Source organism: Streptomyces sp. NPDC047081, from assembly GCF_040643775.1.
Lineage (GTDB): Bacteria > Actinomycetota > Actinomycetes > Streptomycetales > Streptomycetaceae > Streptomyces.
In genome coordinates this window covers 18256-37257 of record NZ_JBEYUY010000023.1, presented here as the reverse complement: position 1 = coordinate 37257, position 19002 = coordinate 18256, and the positions used below count along the sequence as shown (strand labels likewise).

The 19002-nt window shown below is 71.8% G+C and carries 17 protein-coding genes and 1 pseudogene; 8 read left to right on the top strand and 10 right to left on the bottom strand.

The genetic code is table 11. The features are described 5' to 3' along the window. Positions 1–85 precede the first annotated feature (85 nt). Both ABZ848_RS34385 and ABZ848_RS34380 read left to right on the top strand, forming a co-directional pair. On the top strand, positions 86–997 hold the full coding sequence (locus ABZ848_RS34385) for a helix-turn-helix domain-containing GNAT family N-acetyltransferase (protein WP_360838274.1): 912 nt from the start codon (positions 86–88) through the stop codon (positions 995–997). A 42-nt stretch (positions 998–1039) separates the two neighbouring features. Beyond that, a pseudogene (locus ABZ848_RS34380) lies at positions 1040–1144 on the top strand (IS5/IS1182 family transposase); the annotation flags it as partial. A 29-nt stretch (positions 1145–1173) separates the two neighbouring features. Here ABZ848_RS34380 and ABZ848_RS34375 read toward each other — a convergent pair. Then, positions 1174–1662: a hypothetical protein gene (locus ABZ848_RS34375; RefSeq protein WP_360838273.1), complete on the bottom strand. Its 489-nt coding sequence runs from the start codon at positions 1660–1662 to the stop codon at positions 1174–1176. Positions 1663–1695: 33 nt separating this feature from the next. Further along, positions 1696–2667, bottom strand: a complete 972-nt coding sequence (locus ABZ848_RS34370) for a LysR family transcriptional regulator (protein ID WP_360838271.1) — start codon at positions 2665–2667, stop codon at positions 1696–1698. Between the two features lie 109 nt (positions 2668–2776). On the opposite strand from ABZ848_RS34370, the gene ABZ848_RS34365 reads away from it, so the two are divergent. Next, positions 2777–4180 carry an MFS transporter gene (locus tag ABZ848_RS34365; RefSeq protein ID WP_360838269.1) on the top strand — a complete coding sequence of 468 codons (1404 nt, stop codon included), beginning with the start codon at positions 2777–2779 and terminating at the stop codon, positions 4178–4180. A gap of 58 nt (positions 4181–4238) precedes the next feature. After that, positions 4239–4934, top strand: coding sequence for a siderophore-interacting protein (locus ABZ848_RS34360; RefSeq protein WP_360838267.1), 696 nt, complete (start codon positions 4239–4241; stop codon positions 4932–4934). A 3-nt stretch (positions 4935–4937) separates the two neighbouring features. On the opposite strand, the gene ABZ848_RS34355 is transcribed toward ABZ848_RS34360, so the two are convergent. The 6 genes from ABZ848_RS34355 to ABZ848_RS34330 form a co-directional block, all read right to left on the bottom strand. After that, positions 4938–6041, bottom strand: coding sequence for a hypothetical protein (locus tag ABZ848_RS34355; protein WP_360838265.1), 1104 nt, complete (start codon positions 6039–6041; stop codon positions 4938–4940). Positions 6042–6217: 176 nt separating this feature from the next. Continuing rightward, on the bottom strand, positions 6218–7207 hold the full coding sequence (locus ABZ848_RS34350; protein WP_360838263.1) for a malate dehydrogenase: 990 nt from the start codon (positions 7205–7207) through the stop codon (positions 6218–6220). A gap of 350 nt (positions 7208–7557) precedes the next feature. Further along, complete coding sequence (locus ABZ848_RS34345) at positions 7558–8820, bottom strand: DUF2690 domain-containing protein (protein WP_360838261.1); 1263 nt, start codon at positions 8818–8820, stop codon at positions 7558–7560. Positions 8821–9058: 238 nt separating this feature from the next. Next, positions 9059–9523: a helix-turn-helix transcriptional regulator gene (locus ABZ848_RS34340; RefSeq protein WP_360838259.1), complete on the bottom strand. Its 465-nt coding sequence runs from the start codon at positions 9521–9523 to the stop codon at positions 9059–9061. A 208-nt stretch (positions 9524–9731) separates the two neighbouring features. Then, positions 9732–10421, bottom strand: a complete 690-nt coding sequence (locus tag ABZ848_RS34335) for a DUF3017 domain-containing protein (RefSeq protein ID WP_360838257.1) — start codon at positions 10419–10421, stop codon at positions 9732–9734. Then, the gene (locus tag ABZ848_RS34330) at positions 10411–11265 is read right to left on the bottom strand and encodes a bifunctional methylenetetrahydrofolate dehydrogenase/methenyltetrahydrofolate cyclohydrolase (protein WP_360838255.1); all 855 of its coding nucleotides are present in this window, start codon (positions 11263–11265) and stop codon (positions 10411–10413) included. Before ABZ848_RS34330 ends, ABZ848_RS34335 begins: the two co-directional genes overlap by 11 nt. A 244-nt stretch (positions 11266–11509) precedes the next feature. On the opposite strand from ABZ848_RS34330, the gene ABZ848_RS34325 reads away from it, so the two are divergent. The 4 genes from ABZ848_RS34325 to ABZ848_RS34310 all read left to right on the top strand — a co-directional run bounded on the left by ABZ848_RS34325 (position 11510) and on the right by ABZ848_RS34310 (position 16560). After that, entirely contained in the window at positions 11510–12223 is a 714-nt protein-coding gene (locus ABZ848_RS34325) for an RDD family protein (RefSeq protein ID WP_360838254.1), read from the top strand. A gap of 131 nt (positions 12224–12354) precedes the next feature. Continuing rightward, on the top strand, positions 12355–13113 hold the full coding sequence (locus tag ABZ848_RS34320; RefSeq protein WP_360838252.1) for an FHA domain-containing protein: 759 nt from the start codon (positions 12355–12357) through the stop codon (positions 13111–13113). After that, positions 13110–14780 carry a protein kinase gene (locus tag ABZ848_RS34315; RefSeq protein ID WP_360838250.1) on the top strand — a complete coding sequence of 557 codons (1671 nt, stop codon included), beginning with the start codon at positions 13110–13112 and terminating at the stop codon, positions 14778–14780. The genes ABZ848_RS34320 and ABZ848_RS34315 overlap by 4 nt, the downstream gene beginning before the upstream one ends. Before the next feature lie 25 nt (positions 14781–14805). Then, positions 14806–16560, top strand: a complete 1755-nt coding sequence (locus ABZ848_RS34310) for a serine/threonine-protein kinase (protein ID WP_360838248.1) — start codon at positions 14806–14808, stop codon at positions 16558–16560. A 28-nt stretch (positions 16561–16588) separates the two neighbouring features. Here ABZ848_RS34310 and purH read toward each other — a convergent pair whose 3' ends face one another. Then, positions 16589–18163, bottom strand: coding sequence for a bifunctional phosphoribosylaminoimidazolecarboxamide formyltransferase/IMP cyclohydrolase (gene purH, locus ABZ848_RS34305; protein ID WP_360838247.1), 1575 nt, complete (start codon positions 18161–18163; stop codon positions 16589–16591). Continuing rightward, entirely contained in the window at positions 18160–18798 is a 639-nt protein-coding gene (purN, locus tag ABZ848_RS34300; protein WP_360838245.1) for a phosphoribosylglycinamide formyltransferase, read from the bottom strand. Before purN ends, purH begins: the two co-directional genes overlap by 4 nt. Positions 18799–19002: the final 204 nt, after the last annotated feature.

Sequence of the window (19002 nt, the reverse complement as noted above, 5' to 3'; positions counted from 1 at the left end):
GGGTGGGTGTGTGAAACCTGTGCTTCTCATGCGGCTGCGAACACCGGTGGACGCCCCGGAATCCTTTGACTAAAGTCAAAGAACTATGGAGCCCGAATCCGTACCGGCGGAGCAGGTCGCGGCCCTGCGCCGTTTCAACCGCTACTTCACGCGCCGCATCGGGGCCCTCGACGACCACTACCTCGGCCAGAACCGCCCGCTCGGCGAGGCCCGCCTGCTCTTCGAGATCGCCGAGAACCCGGCCGGGGTGTCCCTGCGCGACCTCCGGAGCCGCCTGGGCCTGGACGCCGGCTACCTGAGCCGCATGGCCAAGGCCCTGGAGAGCCAGGGCCTGGTCCGCCTCAGCACCCACCCCGACGACAACCGCCTCCGCATGATCGAGCCCACCCCCGCCGGCCTCATCGAGGTCAAGGAACAGAACCGCCGCGCCAACGCCCTCGCCGCCGGCCTCCTGGACACCCTCACCCCCACCCAGCGCGACCAGCTCATCGAGGCGATGACGACCTCCCAGCGCCTCCTCCGCCTGGCCGCGATCACCGTAGAACCGGTCGACGCCTCCTCCCCCGACGCCCGCACCTGCCTGGACGCCTACGCCGCCGAAATCGACGCCCGCTTCCCCGAGGGCTTCGACAAGTCCGACCTGGTACCCCCGGAGGAGGTCTCGGGCAAGGCAGGCGCCTTCTACGTGGCATACGAGGAGTCCCACCCGATCGCCTGCGGCGCACTGCGCAGGCTGGAGCCCGGGGTGGGCGAGATCCGCCACGTCTGGGTGGCCAAGGAGGCCCGCCGCCTGGGCCTGGCCCGCCGAATCCTGGAAGCGCTGGAGCAAGAGGCACTCACCCGAGGCCTCACGGCCGTACGCCTGGACACCCACGCCAGCCTGACAGAGGCGCAAGCGATGTACCGAACCTGCGGCTACACAGAAATCCCGCCCTACACAGACCACATCTATGGGGCGCACTGGTTCGAGAAACAGCTCAACAACGCGCCCCTTTAGCCGGCAGACCTGCCGACGCACTCGACTGGACCCTGGCCCTGCGTGGATACCATCCACATCCGCGCGAAAAAGAGGGGCGAGGCCACCGGACCGTCGCCGGTCGACCGCGGGAAGAGGGGTAGCAAGCACCACCTGATCTGCGACGGACGCCCAGCCGCGAGCCCGCGATCGAATCCTCAGGCGGGGCGATCATCCAGCCTGACCGCCCAAAGCGATTCGTCGTAGCTGCCGGAAGCGTCCAGGCCGAACTCTGCTTCCCCCAAGGCCTCAGCACCCGAGTCGTCGTAGAGGGTCATGGACAAAGGCGGGTTGAGGAGAAGCTTCTGGCGGCGGATGTCAGCAAGGCTCCTGTCCTGGCAGAGGAGGATTCGACCGATGCCATCCCGCAGGGTGAAGTCGGCCCAGATACGGGGTGGGGAGACATCGGCGACGTACGAGATGATCGTTCCGCTCTCGCCATCCCTGTGAAGCCGACCGCAGTTGCCGCAGACGTACAGCGAGGAGAACGACGCTTCCACGGCACGCTGCCGCTCCTGGGTATCGAGATCGGCAGGAGCAGGCCAGGCGATCTGGTCGAAGAGTTCGTCAGGGACGAGCCGGAACTGCTGACCCGGGTTGCGGGAACCGCTGAAGATGTTGCCGCATCCACACTTGAAGCCACCCATGTTCCTCCACCTTCGCAGCCGTTCAAGATCGTGTTACGAGCGCTTAGGGACAGGGGGCTGTATCCCCTCCCCACACCCCCAGTTGGCCAAGACGTCCCGCACAACCCCCCGCAGCCACCTGTGCGCCGGATCCGCCGCGTGCCGAGGATGCCAGGCCAAGCCCAGATCCAACGGCGGCAACCGCAGCGGTACTTCGAAGACCACCAGCCCCAGCGCGGCAGCCAGCGGCTCCGCCCACGAGCTGATCAGGCCCACCAGATCACTGTCCCGCACGATGAACAGGGACCCGGGGAACGTCCCCACCGCACCCGCCACCCGCCGCTCCAGCCCCAGTTCGGCAAGCGCCGCATCCACCGGCCCCCGCAGCCGCCCCCGACGCGACACGATCAGATGATCCGCCTCCGTGGCGAACCGCTCCGCCGTCAACTCCCCCTCCAGCAAGGGATGTCCGGCCCGCACGACCCCCATCATCCGGTCCTCGTACAGCGTCTCCCGATGCACCTCGGGCGCCACCGTGTCCACGACCCCGACCTCCAGGTCGGCCGTCCCCTCCCGCAGATACGGCTCGTCCGCGTGGCTCTCCGTCAGGAACCGCACCCGAATGCCCGGCGCCTCCGCGGCCGCCCGGGCGAAGAGCGCGGGTGCAAGGGTCGCGGCGATGGTGTCGGGGCCGATGATCGTCAAGGTCCGCCGAAGCGTGCGCAGATCCGCGTCCCGCCCCGGCGCGAACAACGCCCGCGCCCGCTCCACCACCGCACTCACCTCGGCCCGCACGGCCAGCGCATGCGGCGTCGGCACCATCTGCCGTCCCGCCCGCACGAGCACCGGATCGCCCAGCGCCTTCCGGATCCGCCCGAGCGTACGGCTCATCGCCGGCTCGGACAGATGCAGCCGCCGCGCCGCCCCGCCCACACTCTGCTCCTCCAGCAGCACGTCAAGGGCGACCAGCAGATTCAGATCCATCCCGGCTGAACTGCCCACGCTCCCGGATTGCGTCACACGCATCGTCCCCTTGCAAAGCTTGCACTGGAGTCAAGGACCGACCCGAGCCTACGGTGACAGGGCCTCCCACACCAGGCATCCCACACCACCCACCGAGCTCCCCGGAGGAGCCATGCCCTCGCACGCCCTGAAACGGTCGACCCTGCTCGCGTTGTGCGCCTGCGTCCTCGTCGCCCAGTCCATGGTCGCCGCCATCAACCTCCTCATCCCCCAGCTGAGTTCGTCCTCCCTCCACCCCTCACACACCGCGGTCCTGTGGACCGTCGACGCCTACGTCATCGTCTTCGCGTCCCTCCTGATCCCCGCCGGCGCACTCGGCGACCGCTACGGCCGAAAGGGCGCCCTCCTCACCGGCCTCGGCCTCTTCGCAGCAGGCGCCGCCACCAGCGCCCTCGCCACCGGCCCCGCCCTCCTCATCACCGGCCGGGGCATCTCCGGCGCGGGCGCGGCCCTGATCACCCCGGCCACCATGTCGGTCCTCGTCCGCCTCGCCGGTCCCGAGCGCCGCGCCCAGGCCATGGCCTCCTGGACGCTGGCGCTCGGCCTGGGCGGCCTGTTCGGCAACCTCGGCGGCGGCCTGGTCGGCCAATACCTCACCTGGCGGGCCCTGTTCGCCGCGATGGTCCCGCTGGCCGCACTCCTCGCCCTCGCCGTGGCCCTCACCACCCCGCGCACGGAACGCGCCCCGCACAACCACCCCGACCCCCTCGGCACCCTCCTCCTCACCGCAGCCCTGGTCGCGGTCCTCTTCGCGGTCATCGAAGGCCCCACCTACGGCTGGACCTCCGCCCGCATCCTGTCCGCCCTCGCCGCGGGCGCCCTCCTCGCCATCGCCTTCACCCTCCACGCCCTCCGCGCCCGCACCCCCCTCTTCGACCCGCGCGTCTTCAGGTCCCCACGCCTGCGCGCCGCTTCCCTCGGCATGGCCACCGGCTTCTTCGGCCTGTTCGCCCTCTTCTTCGTCAACTCCCAGTACCTGCAGGACGTGAAGGGTTACGACCCCGCCGTCACCGGCGTCGCGATCGCGCCGCTGATCGTCGGCATGGCGCTCGTCCCCAAGCTGGCGGCACGCTGGGCCGCGCACCCGCGCCCGGTCATCGGCACCGGGCTCGCCCTGATCGGCCTGGGCCTGCTCGGCGCGTCCACCGCGAACGCGGGCACGCCCTACCCGGCGTACGCCTGCTGGCTGTTGGTCATCTCGGCCGGCACCGGCCTGTCCATGCCGGCGCTCACCATCGGCGTGGTCACCTCGCTCCCCGCCCACCAGGCGGGCCTCGGCTCCGGCCTCGGCACCTCGGCCCGCGAGGTCGGCGCGGCGCTCGGCGTCGCGGTCGCCGGCACGGCCCTCGCCTCCCACCCGGACCTCGCCCACGGCATGGGCCCGGCCCTGCGCACGGTCGCCCTGCTGGTCCTGGCGGCGACGGCGGCGGTCGTCGCGGGCTACCGCGACAACGCGAAATCGCGCACTATCGCGTCGGGCCAGAAACGCGTACTATCGCGTTCGGGCCGTCGGTGAATCCCTCGGCGAAGCCCAACCACCCCTGCCTGTCCCCGAGTTCACCTGGAGCGTCCCCATGCCTCCTACCCTGCTGGACCCGGTCCTGGACCTGCTGATGCTGCGCGGCACCGTCACCGAGGCCGAGCCGATCGCCGCCCGGATGCGCCGGCTGCGCATTGAGGACGACTCGCTGGCCGACCTCACCGTCCGCCCGGGACAGCAGGTGCGGGTCCTGGTCTCGGGCGGCCTGACCCGTCGTACGTACTCGATCTGGCGCTACGACCCCTCCGGCGCCGTCGAGTTGTGCGTGCTGGACCACGACGGGGCGGGCCCGGGCGCCCGTTGGGGCCGCGAGGTCGAGGTGGGTGAGCGGGTCCGGCTGGGCAGGCCGGAGGGGTCGTTCACGCTCCGCCCGGATGCCGCCCATCACGTCTTCGTCGGCGAGGAGACCGCGTCCGTGGCCTTCGGGCCGATGCTCACGGCGCTCCCGGCGGGGGCGCGGATCTCGGGCTGCGTGGAAACGGAGTCGGCCGCCGACCGCCTGCCCCTCGCACACACCGACCGCCTCAACTGGCTGACCAGGGGCGCGACTTCACTCCCCGAGGCGATACGCCTGCTGCCTCCGGCGCCGGACGGCGGGGTCGCGTACGTCGCCGGTGAGGCGCGCACCGTCCAGCAGGTGAAGCAGGTGCTCGTCCGGGAGGCGGGGTGGGACCGGCGGTCGGTGCTCACCAAGCCGTTCTGGACGCCGGGCAAGCGCGGCCTCGAATAGCGCCTAGGTGCACTGCGCTCCCGTCGGGCAGAAGTAGCGCACCGCCATCCGCAGCGGGTCCCGCACCTGCTCGGGGTCCAGGTCCGCCGAGCCGCTGGAGCGGATCGCGTACAGGGTGCCGTCGGCGGCCTCGAAGCGGTGGTCGATGACCTGGCGGGTGCCCTTGTCCGAGTCGTCGTAGAGGTAGGAGAGCTCGGCCCAGGTGTCGCCGTGGTCGCGTTCGACGACCTGGTAGCCGGGCTGCTTGGCGAAGCCGAAGCCCGGGTCGGTCTCGGCGAGGGTCAGGGACTCGTACGGCGTGGACTCGGTGACCTGGAAGATCTGCAGCTGGCGGCCGTCGTCGGGCGAGTCGTAGAAGACGACCGGCGCGAGCTTGCCCTGCTTCTCGCGGCGGGTCCAGCCGTCGGGGACGTCGATCGCGTAGCCGATGGGGTCCTGGGCGGTCTCGTAGCCGGGGGCCGCGGAGTGCGAGACGAGCGTCGAGCCCGTGGCGGTCGCGGACGGAGTGGCGGACGGGGTCGTCGGCGCCGGTGAGGTGGGCGGCGCCGAGGACTGCACGCTCGCGCTGGTCGTGGGGCCCGCCTGGCCACCGGTGCCGTGATCGCGCGTGAGATACCAGGCACCGGCTCCCGTCCCTCCGCCGATCACGGCGACGAGCACGATCACGGCCATCAGCCGCCCGGCCCCGCGACGGGGTGCCGGGGGCGGTGGGGTGGGGCTCAGGGTGTACGGCGGTTCGGCCGGCGAGATGTACGGCGGCGGGTACGCGGGGCCGGGCGGCGGCGCTTGGCCCGCAGCCGGGGAGGGCGCGGGAGCCGCGCCCGTATACGACGCGTGACGCGAGCCCGGCGGGGGCGGCACCCAGCCCGGGGGTGGCGTGCCGCCGGTCCGGTTCGGGGCCGGGGCCCAGGGCGGTGTGCCGCTCGTCTGGGTCTCGGCCGACGCCCACGGCGGCGGAGTCGTACCGCCCGTCTGGGTCTCCGCCGAGGCCCACGGCGGGGCCGCGCCCGTCTCGCCGTCGGACCAGGCGGCCCGGCCTCTCTCCTCGCTCGGCTCGCGCTCCGGACCGGAGCCCGAAGCGGCGTCGTACTTGTCCCGTGCACTCATCACGAACCCCCCGAATCACCCCACCGGGTACTGCTTCAGAAGGTAGCGGCGGAACACCGGAAATGGGGCACGGGCCCTGTTCCGGCCGAAAACCGGAACAGGGCCCGTGCACTCCCGTGACAATGCCGTCGACAACCACCTGACGGAAGCTGTCGAGAACTCCCGGGCGGGAGCGGTCAGATGAGGCCGAGGGAGCGGACCGCCTCGCGCTCCTCCTCCAGCTCCTTCACCGACGCGTCGATGCGGGCGCGGGAGAACTCGTTGATGTCCAGGCCCTGGACGATCTCGTACTGGCCGTCCTTGGTGGTGACCGGGAAGGAGGAGATCAGGCCCTCCGGGACGCCGTAGGAGCCGTCGGACGGGATGCCCATGGAGGTCCAGTCGCCCTCGGCGGTGCCGTTGACCCAGGTGTACACGTGGTCGATGGCGGCGTTGGCGGCGGAGGCGGCCGAGGACGCGCCACGGGCCTCGATGATCGCGGCGCCGCGCTTGGCGACGGTCGGGATGAAGTCCTCGGCCAGCCACTTCTCGTCGTTCACGGTCTCGGCGGCGTTCTTGCCGGCGACCGTGGCGTGGAAGATGTCGGGGTACTGGGTGGCGGAGTGGTTGCCCCAGATGGTCAGGCGCTTGATGTCGGCGACCGTGGTGCCCGTCTTCTTCGCGAGCTGGGTCAGCGCACGGTTGTGGTCGAGGCGGGTCATCGCGGTGAAGCGCTCGGCCGGTACGTCCGGGGCGGCGGCCTGGGCGATCAGCGCGTTGGTGTTGGCCGGGTTGCCGACGACGAGGACCTTGATGTCGTCCGCGGCGTTGTCGTTGATGGCCTTGCCCTGCGGCTTGAAGATGCCGCCGTTGGCGGAGAGCAGGTCGCCGCGCTCCATGCCCTTGGTGCGGGGGCGGGCGCCGACGAGGAGGGCGACGTTCGTGCCGTCGAAGGCGACGTTCGGGTCGTCGGTGATGTCGATGCCCTGGAGCAGCGGGAAGGCGCAGTCGTCGAGCTCCATCGCCGTGCCCTCGGCGGCCTTGAGCGCGGGCGTGATCTCCAGGAGACGCAGCTTGACCGGCACGTCCGCGCCGAGCAGCTGGCCGGAGGCGATGCGGAAGAGGAGGGCGTAACCGATCTGGCCGGCCGCGCCGGTGACGGTGACGTTCACGGGAGTGCGGGTCATGGCGTTCTCCGTAGACAGCTGGCGGTGGGCGTCGTTGCCCTGGGGTGCGGACGGACGTACAAATGATCGATCTCTTGGTATCAAGAGAGATCCACCGCTCAGGCTATCGCGCATCCGGAATCCCGGATGGCCGGGTCCGTGTGGCCCGCCCCACAGAGCGGGGCGGCGCATCGAAGGCCGCGGAAAAAATGTGGGGCGGCGTGAATAGCCGCCCCCATCCCGGGCACGCGAACCGTACCCCCACGGGAGTCCGGCACGATCGGTCCCCCCAGCGGCGGCCGCCTCAGTCTCTCCTCTCCCGGACGACGGGCGGCCGCCCCCCTCTTGTCAAGCCGCGGGACTCAAGGGCCCTATGGGGTGCAGCCCTTGGTCCCGGACGCCAGCGTCGCGCACGCCTTCGCCTCGCCCGCGTCCTTCACGGCGACCATCGGCGTGTACGCGATGGTGTCCCCGGCCTGCGTGATGCTGTCGGTCTCCGTGGTCTTGCCCGCGGTGACCCGGACCGCGTCGCCCTGCGCGGCCGCGGTGATCCGGCCCCACGCGGCGCCGCACGTCCTGCTGTAGCGGACCTCGACGGTGGTCGTGCCGACGACCGCGGTCTTGGCGGTGGTCACCGCCGCCGCGTCCTTGGTGCAGCCCATGGCCTCCGCGTCCTTGCCGGTGCAGGAGGCGCCGCTGCACTTCACTCCGGCCGGCAGTTCGGCCGTGCTGACGGACGGCGAGGGCGAGGCCTTGCCGCCCTCGTTCTTCTTGCCGCCGCCGTTGTCGGTCAGGAAGAACACGGCCGCCATCACGACGAGTACGCCGACGACGCCCGCGAGGAACATCGTCAGCCGCCGCCGGCCTCGGCCCCCGCCGGAGGACCCGCCGCCGGGCCGCGGCGCCTGCGGGGGTTCGCCGTACGGGCTCGGCATGCCCGGCGTCCAGCCGGGACCGCCCGGCGCGGGCGCCGCCGGCTGTGCCGGGCCCGGCGGGGTCGTACCGACCACGGGCGCGCGCCCGGCGGTCTGTGACGGTCCCTTGTAGCCGGCCAGCCGCCAGGAGTTCGCGGCGGACGAGCCCTCCGAGGATGCGGAACCCCCGGCGCCGCTCTCGGCGGGACGGGCGTCCCGCACGGAGCCCGGCGCGTCCGCGGGCTCCCGGTGGTCGGTTGACGCCGGCTGCGGCGGCACCGTGGGTGCCACGCCCGCCGGTCCCGCGACCCCCGGCGTCGCCGTCGCGCTGCCGGACCTACGGGCCGTCTTGCCGCCCTGCGCCCCGGCCGGAGGCGCCCCGAACTCCCCGAGCGCGGCGCGCGCCTGGGAGATCCGGATGGCCTCCATGGTCATGTCGTGGCGCATCTCCGACTTGCTCCAGGCACGCTCGGCGAGCTCCCACATGGTCGTCAGATGGATCGGGTTGGTACCGGTCACCTCGGCCAGCGCCACGATCGCGCCCTTCGGCGCGAGCAGCCGGCCGTTCAGATAGCGCTCCCAGGACGTCTTGCTGTATCCCGTTCGGTCGGCCACCGAAGCGATGCTCAGGCCGCTGCGGTCCACGAGCCGCCGCAGCTGGCTGGCGAACTCCCTGACCTGCGGATCGAGTTCGTCCGGCAAGGCCCTCCAACGAGGCATTGCTTCCCCCTCTTCCCCCCGGTTCGGTGCTGGTCTTCCTCGCCTCTTCCCCCTCAGGCCAGGATCTCAGCTCCTTGGGCAGGGGCGCACGGGTGCATCCCCTGTCGGACTCGTCACGCTAGTCCCCGCTTCGAACAACTCCGTATCAGATCCGCAAACTTGCCAATACATCGACACCGCAGCCACACACGGACAACCCCACCCGTCACGGGCGCATTCATCTCACCTCACCAGCAACTCACCCAAGCACGACAGCTCCGACGACGGCGATCAACAGCATGAGGAGCAGCAGGAGTACGGCGTAGATCAGCAGCCGTCCGCCCGGTCCGCGCCCGTCACCCGCCTCCTCCGGCGTGTCCCACCAGGGCAGCGTCGGGTCGTCCTCGTAGTCGCCGGACGCGCCCGCCTCGCCCGCGGGTTTCGGCGGTCGGGGCCAGGCCTGGACGGCGAGTTCCCAGCGCACCGTGAAGCGTTCGGCGTCCGTGCCGTCGAGGCCGGCGATCCGGCACAGGGCGGCGACGGCCTGCCGTGGCGGCGGCTGGGTGCCGTTGAGGTAGCGGTGCCAGGAGGACTTGCTGTACGCGGTCCGGGCGCCGAGTGCGACGAGGCTGAGCCCCGTGCGGTCCTTCAGGAGCCGCAGCTGCTCCACGAAGTTCCGCGCCTCCGGCGGCAGATCGTCCGGCAGCGGCTGCCAGCCGCTCATCACACACCTCCAGCATCGCTCGGTCTGAGCAGGTGACGACGCCGGCCCGCCGATGGTTCCCGCGTTGCGGAACGGTCACCTCCGTGCCACAGCGCGCTGACAGCCGTTGAACAGGCGGTTCGCCGTGCAGGAGGGTTGGTTCCGGCGACGGCCCGTCCTTGCTCGGGGGAGAGGACGGGCCGTCGTCGTGAAAGGTTCCGTGACCTTGTCAGCCGCTGCTGACGGTGAAGTGCAGGGTGTCCTTGAGGAACGGGATCTGCAGCCACGGGTTGGGCTGGACCATCATCGCCATCAGGACGATCGCGGCGCCGAGGATGCCGTAGGTGGCGATGTCGGTGAAGCGGGAACGCACGGCGAGCATGCCGACGTCCGGCAGGATCCACCGCATCACCCCGCCGACCAGCAGGGCGACGCCGACCAGCAGACAGCCGACGCGGAAGAAGTCGAGCGCGGTCAGCAGCAGCCCGATGGCGACCAGCCCCAGCACGGCGAGGATCGGCCACTGCCGCGCGGGCGCCGGAGCGTCCCCGGGCGCGGCCCGCCCACCGCCCTCGGGCCGGGCGGTGTCCCGCGTGAACAGCGGAAACCGCCGGGTGACCCGCCGCGGCTGCCCACTGGCATCGGGAGCACTGATGGCATCCCGCACGGTCTCCTCGGCGTCGGGATCCGGATCCGCCGCCCGGCCCGCCTCGCCCCCGGCGCCGACCGCCCCATCGGCATCCCGCGCGCGGCCCTCGGAATCGCCACCCGAGCCCGCCTTGGCGCCGCCTCCGGCAGCCTCCGGCTCTCGGCGCGGCGCGCCCTTGCCGCTGATCGCCTCGCGCATCGCCGTCTCCGCCTGCTTCTCGGGGTCCTGCGGCTCGGTCGGGCGCCGGGCCTCCCGTGGGTCAGGCGACACCGCGCTCCGCCGCCTCGACCACGTTGACGAGCAGCTGGGCGCGGGTCATCGGGCCGACGCCGCCGGGGTTCGGGGAGATCCAGCCGGCCACCTCGGCGACCCCGGGGTGGACGTCGCCCACGATCTTGCCCTCGGCGCTGCGCGAGACGCCGACGTCGAGGACGGCCGCACCCGGCTTCACGTCCTCGGGCCGGATCAGGTGGGCGGCACCGGCCGCGGCGACGATGATGTCCGCGCGCTTGAGGTGGGCCGACAGGTCCCGCGTACCCGTGTGGCACTGGGTCACCGTCGCGTTCTCGCTGCGCCGGGTCAGCAGCAGCGGCATCGGGCGACCGATGGTCACGCCTCGGCCGACGACCACCACCTCCGCGCCCTTGATCTCGACGCCGTAGCGGCGCAGGAGCGTGAGCACGCCGTTCGGGGTGCAGGGCAGCGGCGCGGGCTCGTTCAGGACCAGCCGGCCGAGGTTCATCGGGTGCAGCCCGTCCGCGTCCTTGTCCGGATCCATCAGCTCCAGGATCCGGTTCTCGTCGATGCCCTTGGGCAGCGGCAGCTGGACGATGTAACCGGTGCACGCCGGGTCCTCGTTGAGCTCCCGTACGACCGCCTCGATCTCCTCCTGCGTGGCGGTGTCCGGCAGTTCGCGCTGGATGGAGGCGATGCCGACCTCCGCGCAGTCGCGGTGCTTGCCGGCGACGTACTTCTGGCTGCCGGGGTCGTCCCCGACGAGGATCGTGCCGAGGCCGGGCGTGACGCCCTTCTCCTTCAGCGCCGCCACGCGGGCGGTCAGATCGGACTTGATCGCGGCTGCGGTGGCCTTGCCATCGAGAATCTGGGCGGTCATGGCCCCATCCTCGCGGATGACCGCCCCCCGGTTCCAATCCGGGTGCCACCCTCGCGCACGTCCATGATCAGCGAGGTTGCACTTGCACAACACATGTGAACGACGACTGGACAAGCTTTCGGCCGTGAAGAACGATTGACGGCGCAGTACCGCGGTTCGTGTTCGGGGGGCAAAACCGCTCACATCCTGTGATTCCTCCGCGCAATCCGCATCGTCCCCGCAGCGCAACGGAGGAAGACCGGCCATGAGTTACGGTCCCAACAACCCGTACGGCCAGCAGCCGCAGAACCCCCAGCAGGGTTACGGCTACCCGCAGCAGCCCGGCGGCCAGCCCGGTCAGCCCGGCTACGGCTACCCGCAGGCCCCGCAGGGCGTCCCGCCCCAGCAGGGCTACGGCTACCCCCAGCAGCCCGGCTACCCGCAGCAGGGTTACGGCTACCCGCAGGGCGGCGGCTACCCCGGCGGCCCGGTGCCCAACGTCGCGTCGATGGGCCGCCGGTTCGGCGCCCGCGTGATCGACGGCGTCATCTTCGGCGTCGTGTACTTCGTCCTCGTCTTCGCCGGTGCCGCCGGTGCCGCGAACTCCTTCCAGGACTGCGACCCGGCCGCCACCGACTACGACACCTGCATGAACAACGCCGGCTCGGACTTCATGAGCAAGTTCCTGGTCGTGATCGGCATCCTGTCGCTCTTCGGTCTGCTCTACGAGTGGCTGATGACCGGTCTGCTCGGCGCGACCCTCGGCAAGATGGCCGTCGGCATCCGCGTGGTGAAGGCCGACACCGGCCAGAAGCCCGGCCTGGGCTCGGCGTTCATCCGCTGGATCATCCCGATGGTCGGCAGCATCCTGTGCGGCATAGGCCAGCTCCTGGTCTACCTGTCCCCCTTCTGGGACAAGTCGGGCCGCCAGCAGGGCTGGCACGACAAGGCCGCGAGCACGATGGTCATCCAGAACTGACGGCCGGATCCGACTGAACAGTTCGCGCCAATAAACGCCGAGGGCCGTGTCCCACCCTTCCGAGGGGGACACGGCCCTGGTGCGTCCCCCTAGTCTGACGTGGGTAGCTGTCAGGCACGGGGAGACGCACCTTGTACAGCATCATCGTGGTACCTCCGCCGACCCCGGAGGGCGACACCGACCGCACCCGGTTCCGGCTCGCCCCCGGCGAGCGGCTCACCTTCGGACGTTCCGCGCCCGACGTCGACCTCGCGATCGCACACGACGGGGTCTCCCGCAGAGCCGGTGAGATCACCGCGCAGGGCGCGTTCTGGATACTCAGCAACCTCAGCCGGGAGCAGACGTACGTCGTCGAGAACCCGGAGGGCGCGGGCGAGCACATCAAGGTCGGGCCGGGCCGGATCGACGCCCCGATCCCCTTCGAGTTCTCGCGGATCGTGCTGCCCGCGGCCGGCGACCTGCTGGCGATCGAGGTGTGGGCACCGCGCCACGACTACCTCCACCCGGACCCCGGCGCCGACAACGCTGTCGGCGGCACCACCGCGCCCGCCTTCTCGGTCGACCGCACCAAGCGCTACTTCGCGGTCCTGGCCGCCCTGTGCGAGCCCCGGCTGCGCGGCGAACCGCACGCGCCGCTGCCCACGGTCGACCAGGTCGTCGACCGACTGCGCCCCAACTGGCCCGCCGCCTCGCGCACTTCGGTGCAGTGGAACATCGACTACCTGGCGGTGAAGCTGCGCCTGAAGCCCGGCCCGGAGGAGGCCGACCAGGGCCCGCGCCTGAACGGCAAGAAGGAGTCCCTGGTCTCGCTGGCGCTCCGCTTCGACCTGGTGCGGGAGGACGACCTGGTGGTCCTGTCCGCCGCCCGCTCCGGCCGGGTGTCCCGGTGACCGAGCCGTACGCCGTCCCGGTCCCGAGGGGCTACCGGGTCGGCGACTGGGAGGTGCGGGAGCCGATCGCGACGGGCGCGTTCGGCAGCGTCTACGAGGGACGGCGGACCGAGGGCGACCCGCGCATCGCCGCCCTGAAGTTCCTGCCCACCGGCACGGGCACCCCGCGCCAACTCGCCCACCTGCGCGAACTCATCGACCGCGAGGTCGAGTTGCACCGCCGGCTGAAGCAGCCGCGACTGATCCGGATGTACGACACCCTCGTCGTCGACGACCCGGCCCGCCCGGACCTCGACGGCGCCACCGTCCTCGTACTGGAGAAGGCCGAACGCTCCCTGTCCGCCCTGCTGTCGGGGACGCCCCGCCCGGACGCCGGACCGGCTCTCCTCGCGCAGATCTGCGAGGGCCTGGCGCAGCTGCATCGCGCGGGCTGGGTGCACGGCGACCTGAAACCGGCCAACGTGCTGCTGATGAAGGACGGTTCGGCACGGCTCGCCGACTTCAACATGGCGGCGGAGCTGGAGGGCACGCACGCGTACACACCGGCCTTCTCCACGCCCGACTACACACCGCCCGAGCTCCTGTGGTCGGAGATCGGCGAGCGGGGCCGCCGTATCCGCCCCTCGGCGGACGTATGGGCCTTCGGAGTCCTCACGCACCTGGTCCTCACCGGCTCCTTCCCCCTCCCCGGCGGCACCCCGACGGCCCGCCGCGACGCGGCCGCCGCCTACGCCCGCGGCACGGAGGAGCTGCGCCTGTCGCCCCGACTCCCGGACGCCTGGCGGGAGATCGTCCGGTCCTGCCTCTCCCGTACGCACGCCGACCGCATCGGCACGGACGCGCTGCTCAGACGCGTCGAGACGGCGGCCGGCACGGAACGCTCGCCCCGGCTGCCGCGCTCCCGCCGTTCGGCGGTGCTGTCCGCGGCGGCCGCGACGGTCGCCGTGGCGGCGCTCGGCTACGGCGTAAACGACTGGGCGGGCGACACCGGCGACGCGAAGAGTCCGGCCGCGAGCTACGGCGCCTCCGAACTCCGTACCGACAAAGGAATCCCAGTACGCTACCGCCGACTGATCGTCGACTCCGCACACGAGTGCCTCCAACGCGAGGTCTCTCCGGCGCTGCTCGCCGCCATGCTCAAGTCGGAGAGCGACTTCGACCCGGACCTCTCCGACCCCGGCAAGCAGGAATACGGCATCGCCCGCTGGACACCGGCCGTACTGCGCTGGTGGATCCGGGCGGACGGCGTCCCCGCGTCGGCGACCCCTGCCCCACCGCTGACCCCGGCCCAGTCCATCCCGGCCATGAGCCGCTACCTCTGCTTCATGGAACCGCGCCTGAAGACGTCCCTGCCCGGCGACCGCCGCGTGCTGCTCGCCGCGTCGTACCGGACGTCGTACAAGAAGGTGAACGCCGCGGGCGGAGTCCCCCCGAAGTACCGCACCTACTGCACCCGCGTCGCCCACTACCTCAAGGAGTACACCCCGCGGACAAGAAGTGACCCTGAGACATCCGAGGTACCGCTCCGCACGCGGGCGCGGGCAGGGTGGCTGCGAGGAGGATCTCCGGCTCGCTCGGGGGAGTGCCGGAGGTCCCCCCACAGCCCTGGGTTGTCCAGCGGTCGGTCCGGGCTCGCTGCTAACCTCGCGCCTGGAAACGGCAGTTGAGGAATCGCGCGGCTGGGGGAAGGCAATGGCGGACCAGCGACCAGGGCCGCCGGGGCCCCCGGTTTCCGGCGAGGCCGCGTTGCGGCAGGCCGGAGCCGTTCCGCTGCGCTCCAGGGATCCGGTGATCGTCGGACCGTACATCCCGCTCGGGCTGCTCGGCAGCGGCGGGATGGGCCGGGTGTACCTCGCGCGCCGGGCCGACGGCGGTCCCGGGCTCGCCGCGGTGAAGGTGATCCGGCCCGAGTACGCCGAGGACGCCGGCTTCCGGCTGCGGTTCGACCGGGAGGCCACGGCGCACGCCCGGATCGGGGCGCCGTACACGCCGGAGCTGTGGGGCAGCGGGTTCGAGGCCGAGGACGAGCTGCTGTGGATGGCCACGGAGTACCTGCCGGGGCTGAACCTGATGGACGCCGTGAAGGAATGCGGCGTACTGGACGCCGCCGGGGCGTGGCGGCTGGTGGACGGGCTCGGCCGGGCGCTGACCGCGCTGGCCGACACCGGGATCGTGCACCGGGACCTCAAGCCGTCGAACGTGATCCTGACCGCCGGCGGCGTCCACGTCATCGACTTCGGCATCGCGCAGGCCGTCGACGCGAGCGCCATCACCAGCACCGGGCACCGGGTCGGCACCCCGGCCTTCATGTCGCCGGAGTACCTGCGGGACGGCCGCTGCGACACCGCCTCGGACGTGTTCTCCTTCGCCGGCACCCTGGCCTACGCGGTCACGGGCCATGCCCCCTTCGGCGACGGCACCGGCATGGACGTACTGCACCGCGTCGCGTCTCAGGAGCCCAGCGCCGAGATCATGGCCGAGGTCGAGCGGTCCGACCCGGCACTGGCCGCGCTCCTGCGGACCTGCCTCACCAAGGACCCGGCCGGACGGCCGAGTCCGCAGGACCTGGTCGGCACGGCCGCCGCCCGTCTCGGCACGGCGTCCTGGCAGGAACCCCTGAACTCCGAGCTGCTGGCCCGCCGTCACGCGTACGACGCCCTGCTCCGCGCCTGCGCACAGCAGCCGGCCCCGCCCGCCCGGACGGAGCACCCGGCCACGGTCCGGGTGACGTTCCCCGCTCCCGCCCCCGGCTTCGGCCCGCCGGTGCCGGTCGCCACGGTTCCGGTGCCGTCGCCGGAGCCCGAGCCGGCCGGGCGGGGCCGGAAGTGGTACGTCGCCCTCGTCGCGGGGCTCGTCGTGGCCGCCGTGGCGCTGTCCGCGTTCCTGCTCACCCGCCCGGGCGCCGCCACATCGGCCTCGGGATCCCACTCCGCCACGAACAACGCGCACGGTCAGGGCGACGCCTCGTCGCCCGCCCCTTCCGCCCCGGCGTCCGACTCGCGCTCCCCCGGAGGCGGCAGCACGGGCCTGGCCGATACGACGTCCGGCGGCGACGGCGACGGCGACTCCACGAAAGACGCCGACACCCCCACCGCCTCGCCCGGCACTACGACCACGGCACCCGACAAGAACGGCGACTCCGGCGAGCGCACCCCGAGTGCCGCCCCCACCAAGACGACGGCCGCCCCCGCCGAGCCGCCCTGGCTCACCCAGTGCACCTACTACTCCGGCACCGAACTCACCCAGCTCGGCGACAAGAACCAACGCGTCGTCCAGGTGCAGTGCATGCTCACCAAACGCGGCTACAGCGTCGGAAGCGCGGGCGTGGACGGGCAGTTCGGCAAGGACACCGACGCGGCGGTGCGCAGCTTCCAGAGCGACAAGGGGCTGGAGGTCGACGGCCAGGTGGGCCCCAACACCTGGGCGGCGCTGCGCAGTTCGACGTAGCGCCGCCCCTTTGCCGTACCGGCGCCGATCAGTGGAAGAAGTGGCGCGTGCCCGTGAAGTACATGGTCACGCCCGCCTTGTTCGCGGCCTCGACCACCAGCTCGTCGCGGACCGAACCGCCCGGCTGGACAACCGCCTTGACGCCGGCCTCGGTGAGGATCTCCAGGCCGTCGGGGAACGGGAAGAACGCGTCCGAGGCGGCGTACGAGCCCTGCGCGCGCTCGGCGCCGGCCCGCTCGACGGCGAGCTTCGCGGAGTCGACGCGGTTGACCTGGCCCATGCCGACGCCGACCGAGGCGCCGTCCTTGGCGAGGAGGATCGCGTTGGACTTGACCGCGCGGCAGGCCCGCCAGGCGAAGGCGAGGTCGGCCAGTTCCGACGGCGAAAGCGCCTCGCCCGTGGCCAGCGTCCAGTTCGCCGGGTCGTCGCCGTCCGCCTGGAGGCGGTCGGTGACCTGGAGGAGCGCGCCGCCGTCGATGGGCTTGACCTCGGCGGGGTGCGAGGGCGCGGCCGGGGCCTTCAGCACGCGGATGTTCTTCTTCTTGGCGAGGGCTTCGAGCGCGCCGTCCTCGTAGTCGGGCGCGACGATGACCTCGGTGAAGATCTCGGCGACCTGCTCCGCCATCTCCTTCGACACCGGACGGTTGACCGCGATCACGCCGCCGAACGCCGACAGCGGGTCGCACGCGTGCGCCTTGCGGTGCGCCTCGGCGACGTCCGAACCGACCGCGATGCCACAGGGGTTGGCGTGCTTGATGATCGCGACGCACGGCTCGTCGTGGTCGTACGCGGCACGGCGCGCGGCGTCCGTGTCCGTGTAGTTGTTGTACGACATCTCCTTGCCGTGCAGCTGCTCGGCCTCCGCGAGACCGGTGCCCGTGCCGTCGACGTAGAGCGCGGCGGGCTGGTGCGGGTTCTCGCCGTAGCGCAGGGTGCTCTTGCGCTCCAGGGCGGCCGCGATGAAGTCGGGGAACTGCGAGTCGTCGGCGGGCGCGTAGGCGCTGGCGAACCAGCTCGACACGGCGATGTCGTACTCGGCGGTGTGCCGGAAGGCCTCGGCGGCCAGGCGCTTGCGGGTCACGAGGTCGAAGCCGCCGTCCTTGACCGCGGCCAGGACGTCGGCGTACCGCGCGGGGCTGGTGACGATCGCGACCGAGGGATGGTTCTTGGCGGCGGCGCGGACCATGGAGGGGCCGCCGATGTCGATCTGCTCCACGCACTCGTCGGGCGTCGCGCCGGAGGCGACGGTCTCCCGGAACGGGTAGAGGTTGCTGACCACGAGGTCGAACGGCTCGATGCCCAGCTCGGCCAGCTGCTCGCGGTGGCTCTCCAGACGCAGGTCGGCGAGGATGCCCGCGTGCACGCGCGGGTGCAGGGTCTTGACCCGGCCGTCCAGGCACTCGGGGAAGCCGGTGAGCTCCTCGACCTTGGTGACGGGGACGCCCGCGGCGGCGATCCGGCCGGCGGTGGAGCCGGTGGAGACGAGCTCGACTCCGGCCTCGTGCAGCCCGCGCGCGAGCTCCTCGAGCCCGGTCTTGTCGTAGACGCTGACGAGCGCGCGACGAATCGGCCGCTTGCTGCTCTCGATGCTCTCGGCGGTCACTGGATAACTACCTTTCGTCCCTCAATGCGATAGCCGTTGCGGGCGAGGCGCCCCACGACATCGACGAGCAGCCTTCGCTCGACTTCCTTGATGCGCTCGTGCAGAGCGCTCTCGTCGTCCTCGTCCCGGACCTCCACCACGCCCTGAGCGATGATCGGTCCGGTGTCGACGCCGTCGTCGACGAAGTGGACGGTGCAGCCGGTGACCCTGGCGCCGTACGCGAGCGCGTCACGCACACCGTGGGCCCCCGGAAAACTGGGCAGCAGCGCGGGATGGGTGTTCACGAACCGCCCGCCGAAGCGCGCGAGGAACTCCTTGCCCACGATCTTCATGAACCCCGCGGAGACGACGAGGTCGGGTTCGTGGGCCGAGACCGCCTCGGCGAGGGCGGTGTCCCACTCCTCGCGGGTTCCGTGGTCCTTGACCCGGCACACGAAGGTGGGGATGCCTGCGCGCTCGGCACGGGCGAGCCCCTCGATGCCGTCGCGGTCCGCCCCGACGGCCACGACCTCGGCGCCGTAGGCCTCGGTCCCGGTGGCGGCGATCTCGTCGAGGAGCGCCTGCAGATTGGTGCCGGATCCGGAGACCAGCACGACGAGGCGCTTGACCGGCTTGGCCACGGGCTTGGCGGCCACGGTGGGGCCCTTTCTCGGGGGATCGATTCCGTACGGCCGGCTCGCACGGCGATTCGCTTGTGCATTCGTACGAATGCATCGCGCCCCGGGATACGGGGAAGTCTACGAAGCGGCCGACCGTCAGCAACGATACCGGCACACGGGGCGGCCCCCACGGGACGGGGGCGTGGCCGGAAGGTAGCGTCTGGGAGGAGCCGGTTCGGG

What these genes read in the sequence shown, in the direction of transcription:
- ABZ848_RS34385 (WP_360838274.1), top strand. Translation starts at nt 86, where the DNA reads ATGGAGCCCGAATCCGTACCGGCGGAGCAGGTCGCGGCCCTGCGCCGT.
- ABZ848_RS34375 (WP_360838273.1), bottom strand. Translation starts at nt 1,662, where the DNA reads ATGGGTGGCTTCAAGTGTGGATGCGGCAACATCTTCAGCGGTTCCCGC.
- ABZ848_RS34370 (WP_360838271.1), bottom strand. Translation starts at nt 2,667, where the DNA reads ATGCGTGTGACGCAATCCGGGAGCGTGGGCAGTTCAGCCGGGATGGAT.
- ABZ848_RS34365 (WP_360838269.1), top strand. Translation starts at nt 2,777, where the DNA reads ATGCCCTCGCACGCCCTGAAACGGTCGACCCTGCTCGCGTTGTGCGCC.
- ABZ848_RS34360 (WP_360838267.1), top strand. Translation starts at nt 4,239, where the DNA reads ATGCCTCCTACCCTGCTGGACCCGGTCCTGGACCTGCTGATGCTGCGC.
- ABZ848_RS34355 (WP_360838265.1), bottom strand. Translation starts at nt 6,041, where the DNA reads ATGAGTGCACGGGACAAGTACGACGCCGCTTCGGGCTCCGGTCCGGAG.
- ABZ848_RS34350 (WP_360838263.1), bottom strand. Translation starts at nt 7,207, where the DNA reads ATGACCCGCACTCCCGTGAACGTCACCGTCACCGGCGCGGCCGGCCAG.
- ABZ848_RS34345 (WP_360838261.1), bottom strand. Translation starts at nt 8,820, where the DNA reads ATGCCTCGTTGGAGGGCCTTGCCGGACGAACTCGATCCGCAGGTCAGG.
- ABZ848_RS34340 (WP_360838259.1), bottom strand. Translation starts at nt 9,523, where the DNA reads ATGAGCGGCTGGCAGCCGCTGCCGGACGATCTGCCGCCGGAGGCGCGG.
- ABZ848_RS34330 (WP_360838255.1), bottom strand. Translation starts at nt 11,265, where the DNA reads ATGACCGCCCAGATTCTCGATGGCAAGGCCACCGCAGCCGCGATCAAG.
- ABZ848_RS34325 (WP_360838254.1), top strand. Translation starts at nt 11,510, where the DNA reads ATGAGTTACGGTCCCAACAACCCGTACGGCCAGCAGCCGCAGAACCCC.
- ABZ848_RS34310 (WP_360838248.1), top strand. Translation starts at nt 14,806, where the DNA reads ATGGCGGACCAGCGACCAGGGCCGCCGGGGCCCCCGGTTTCCGGCGAG.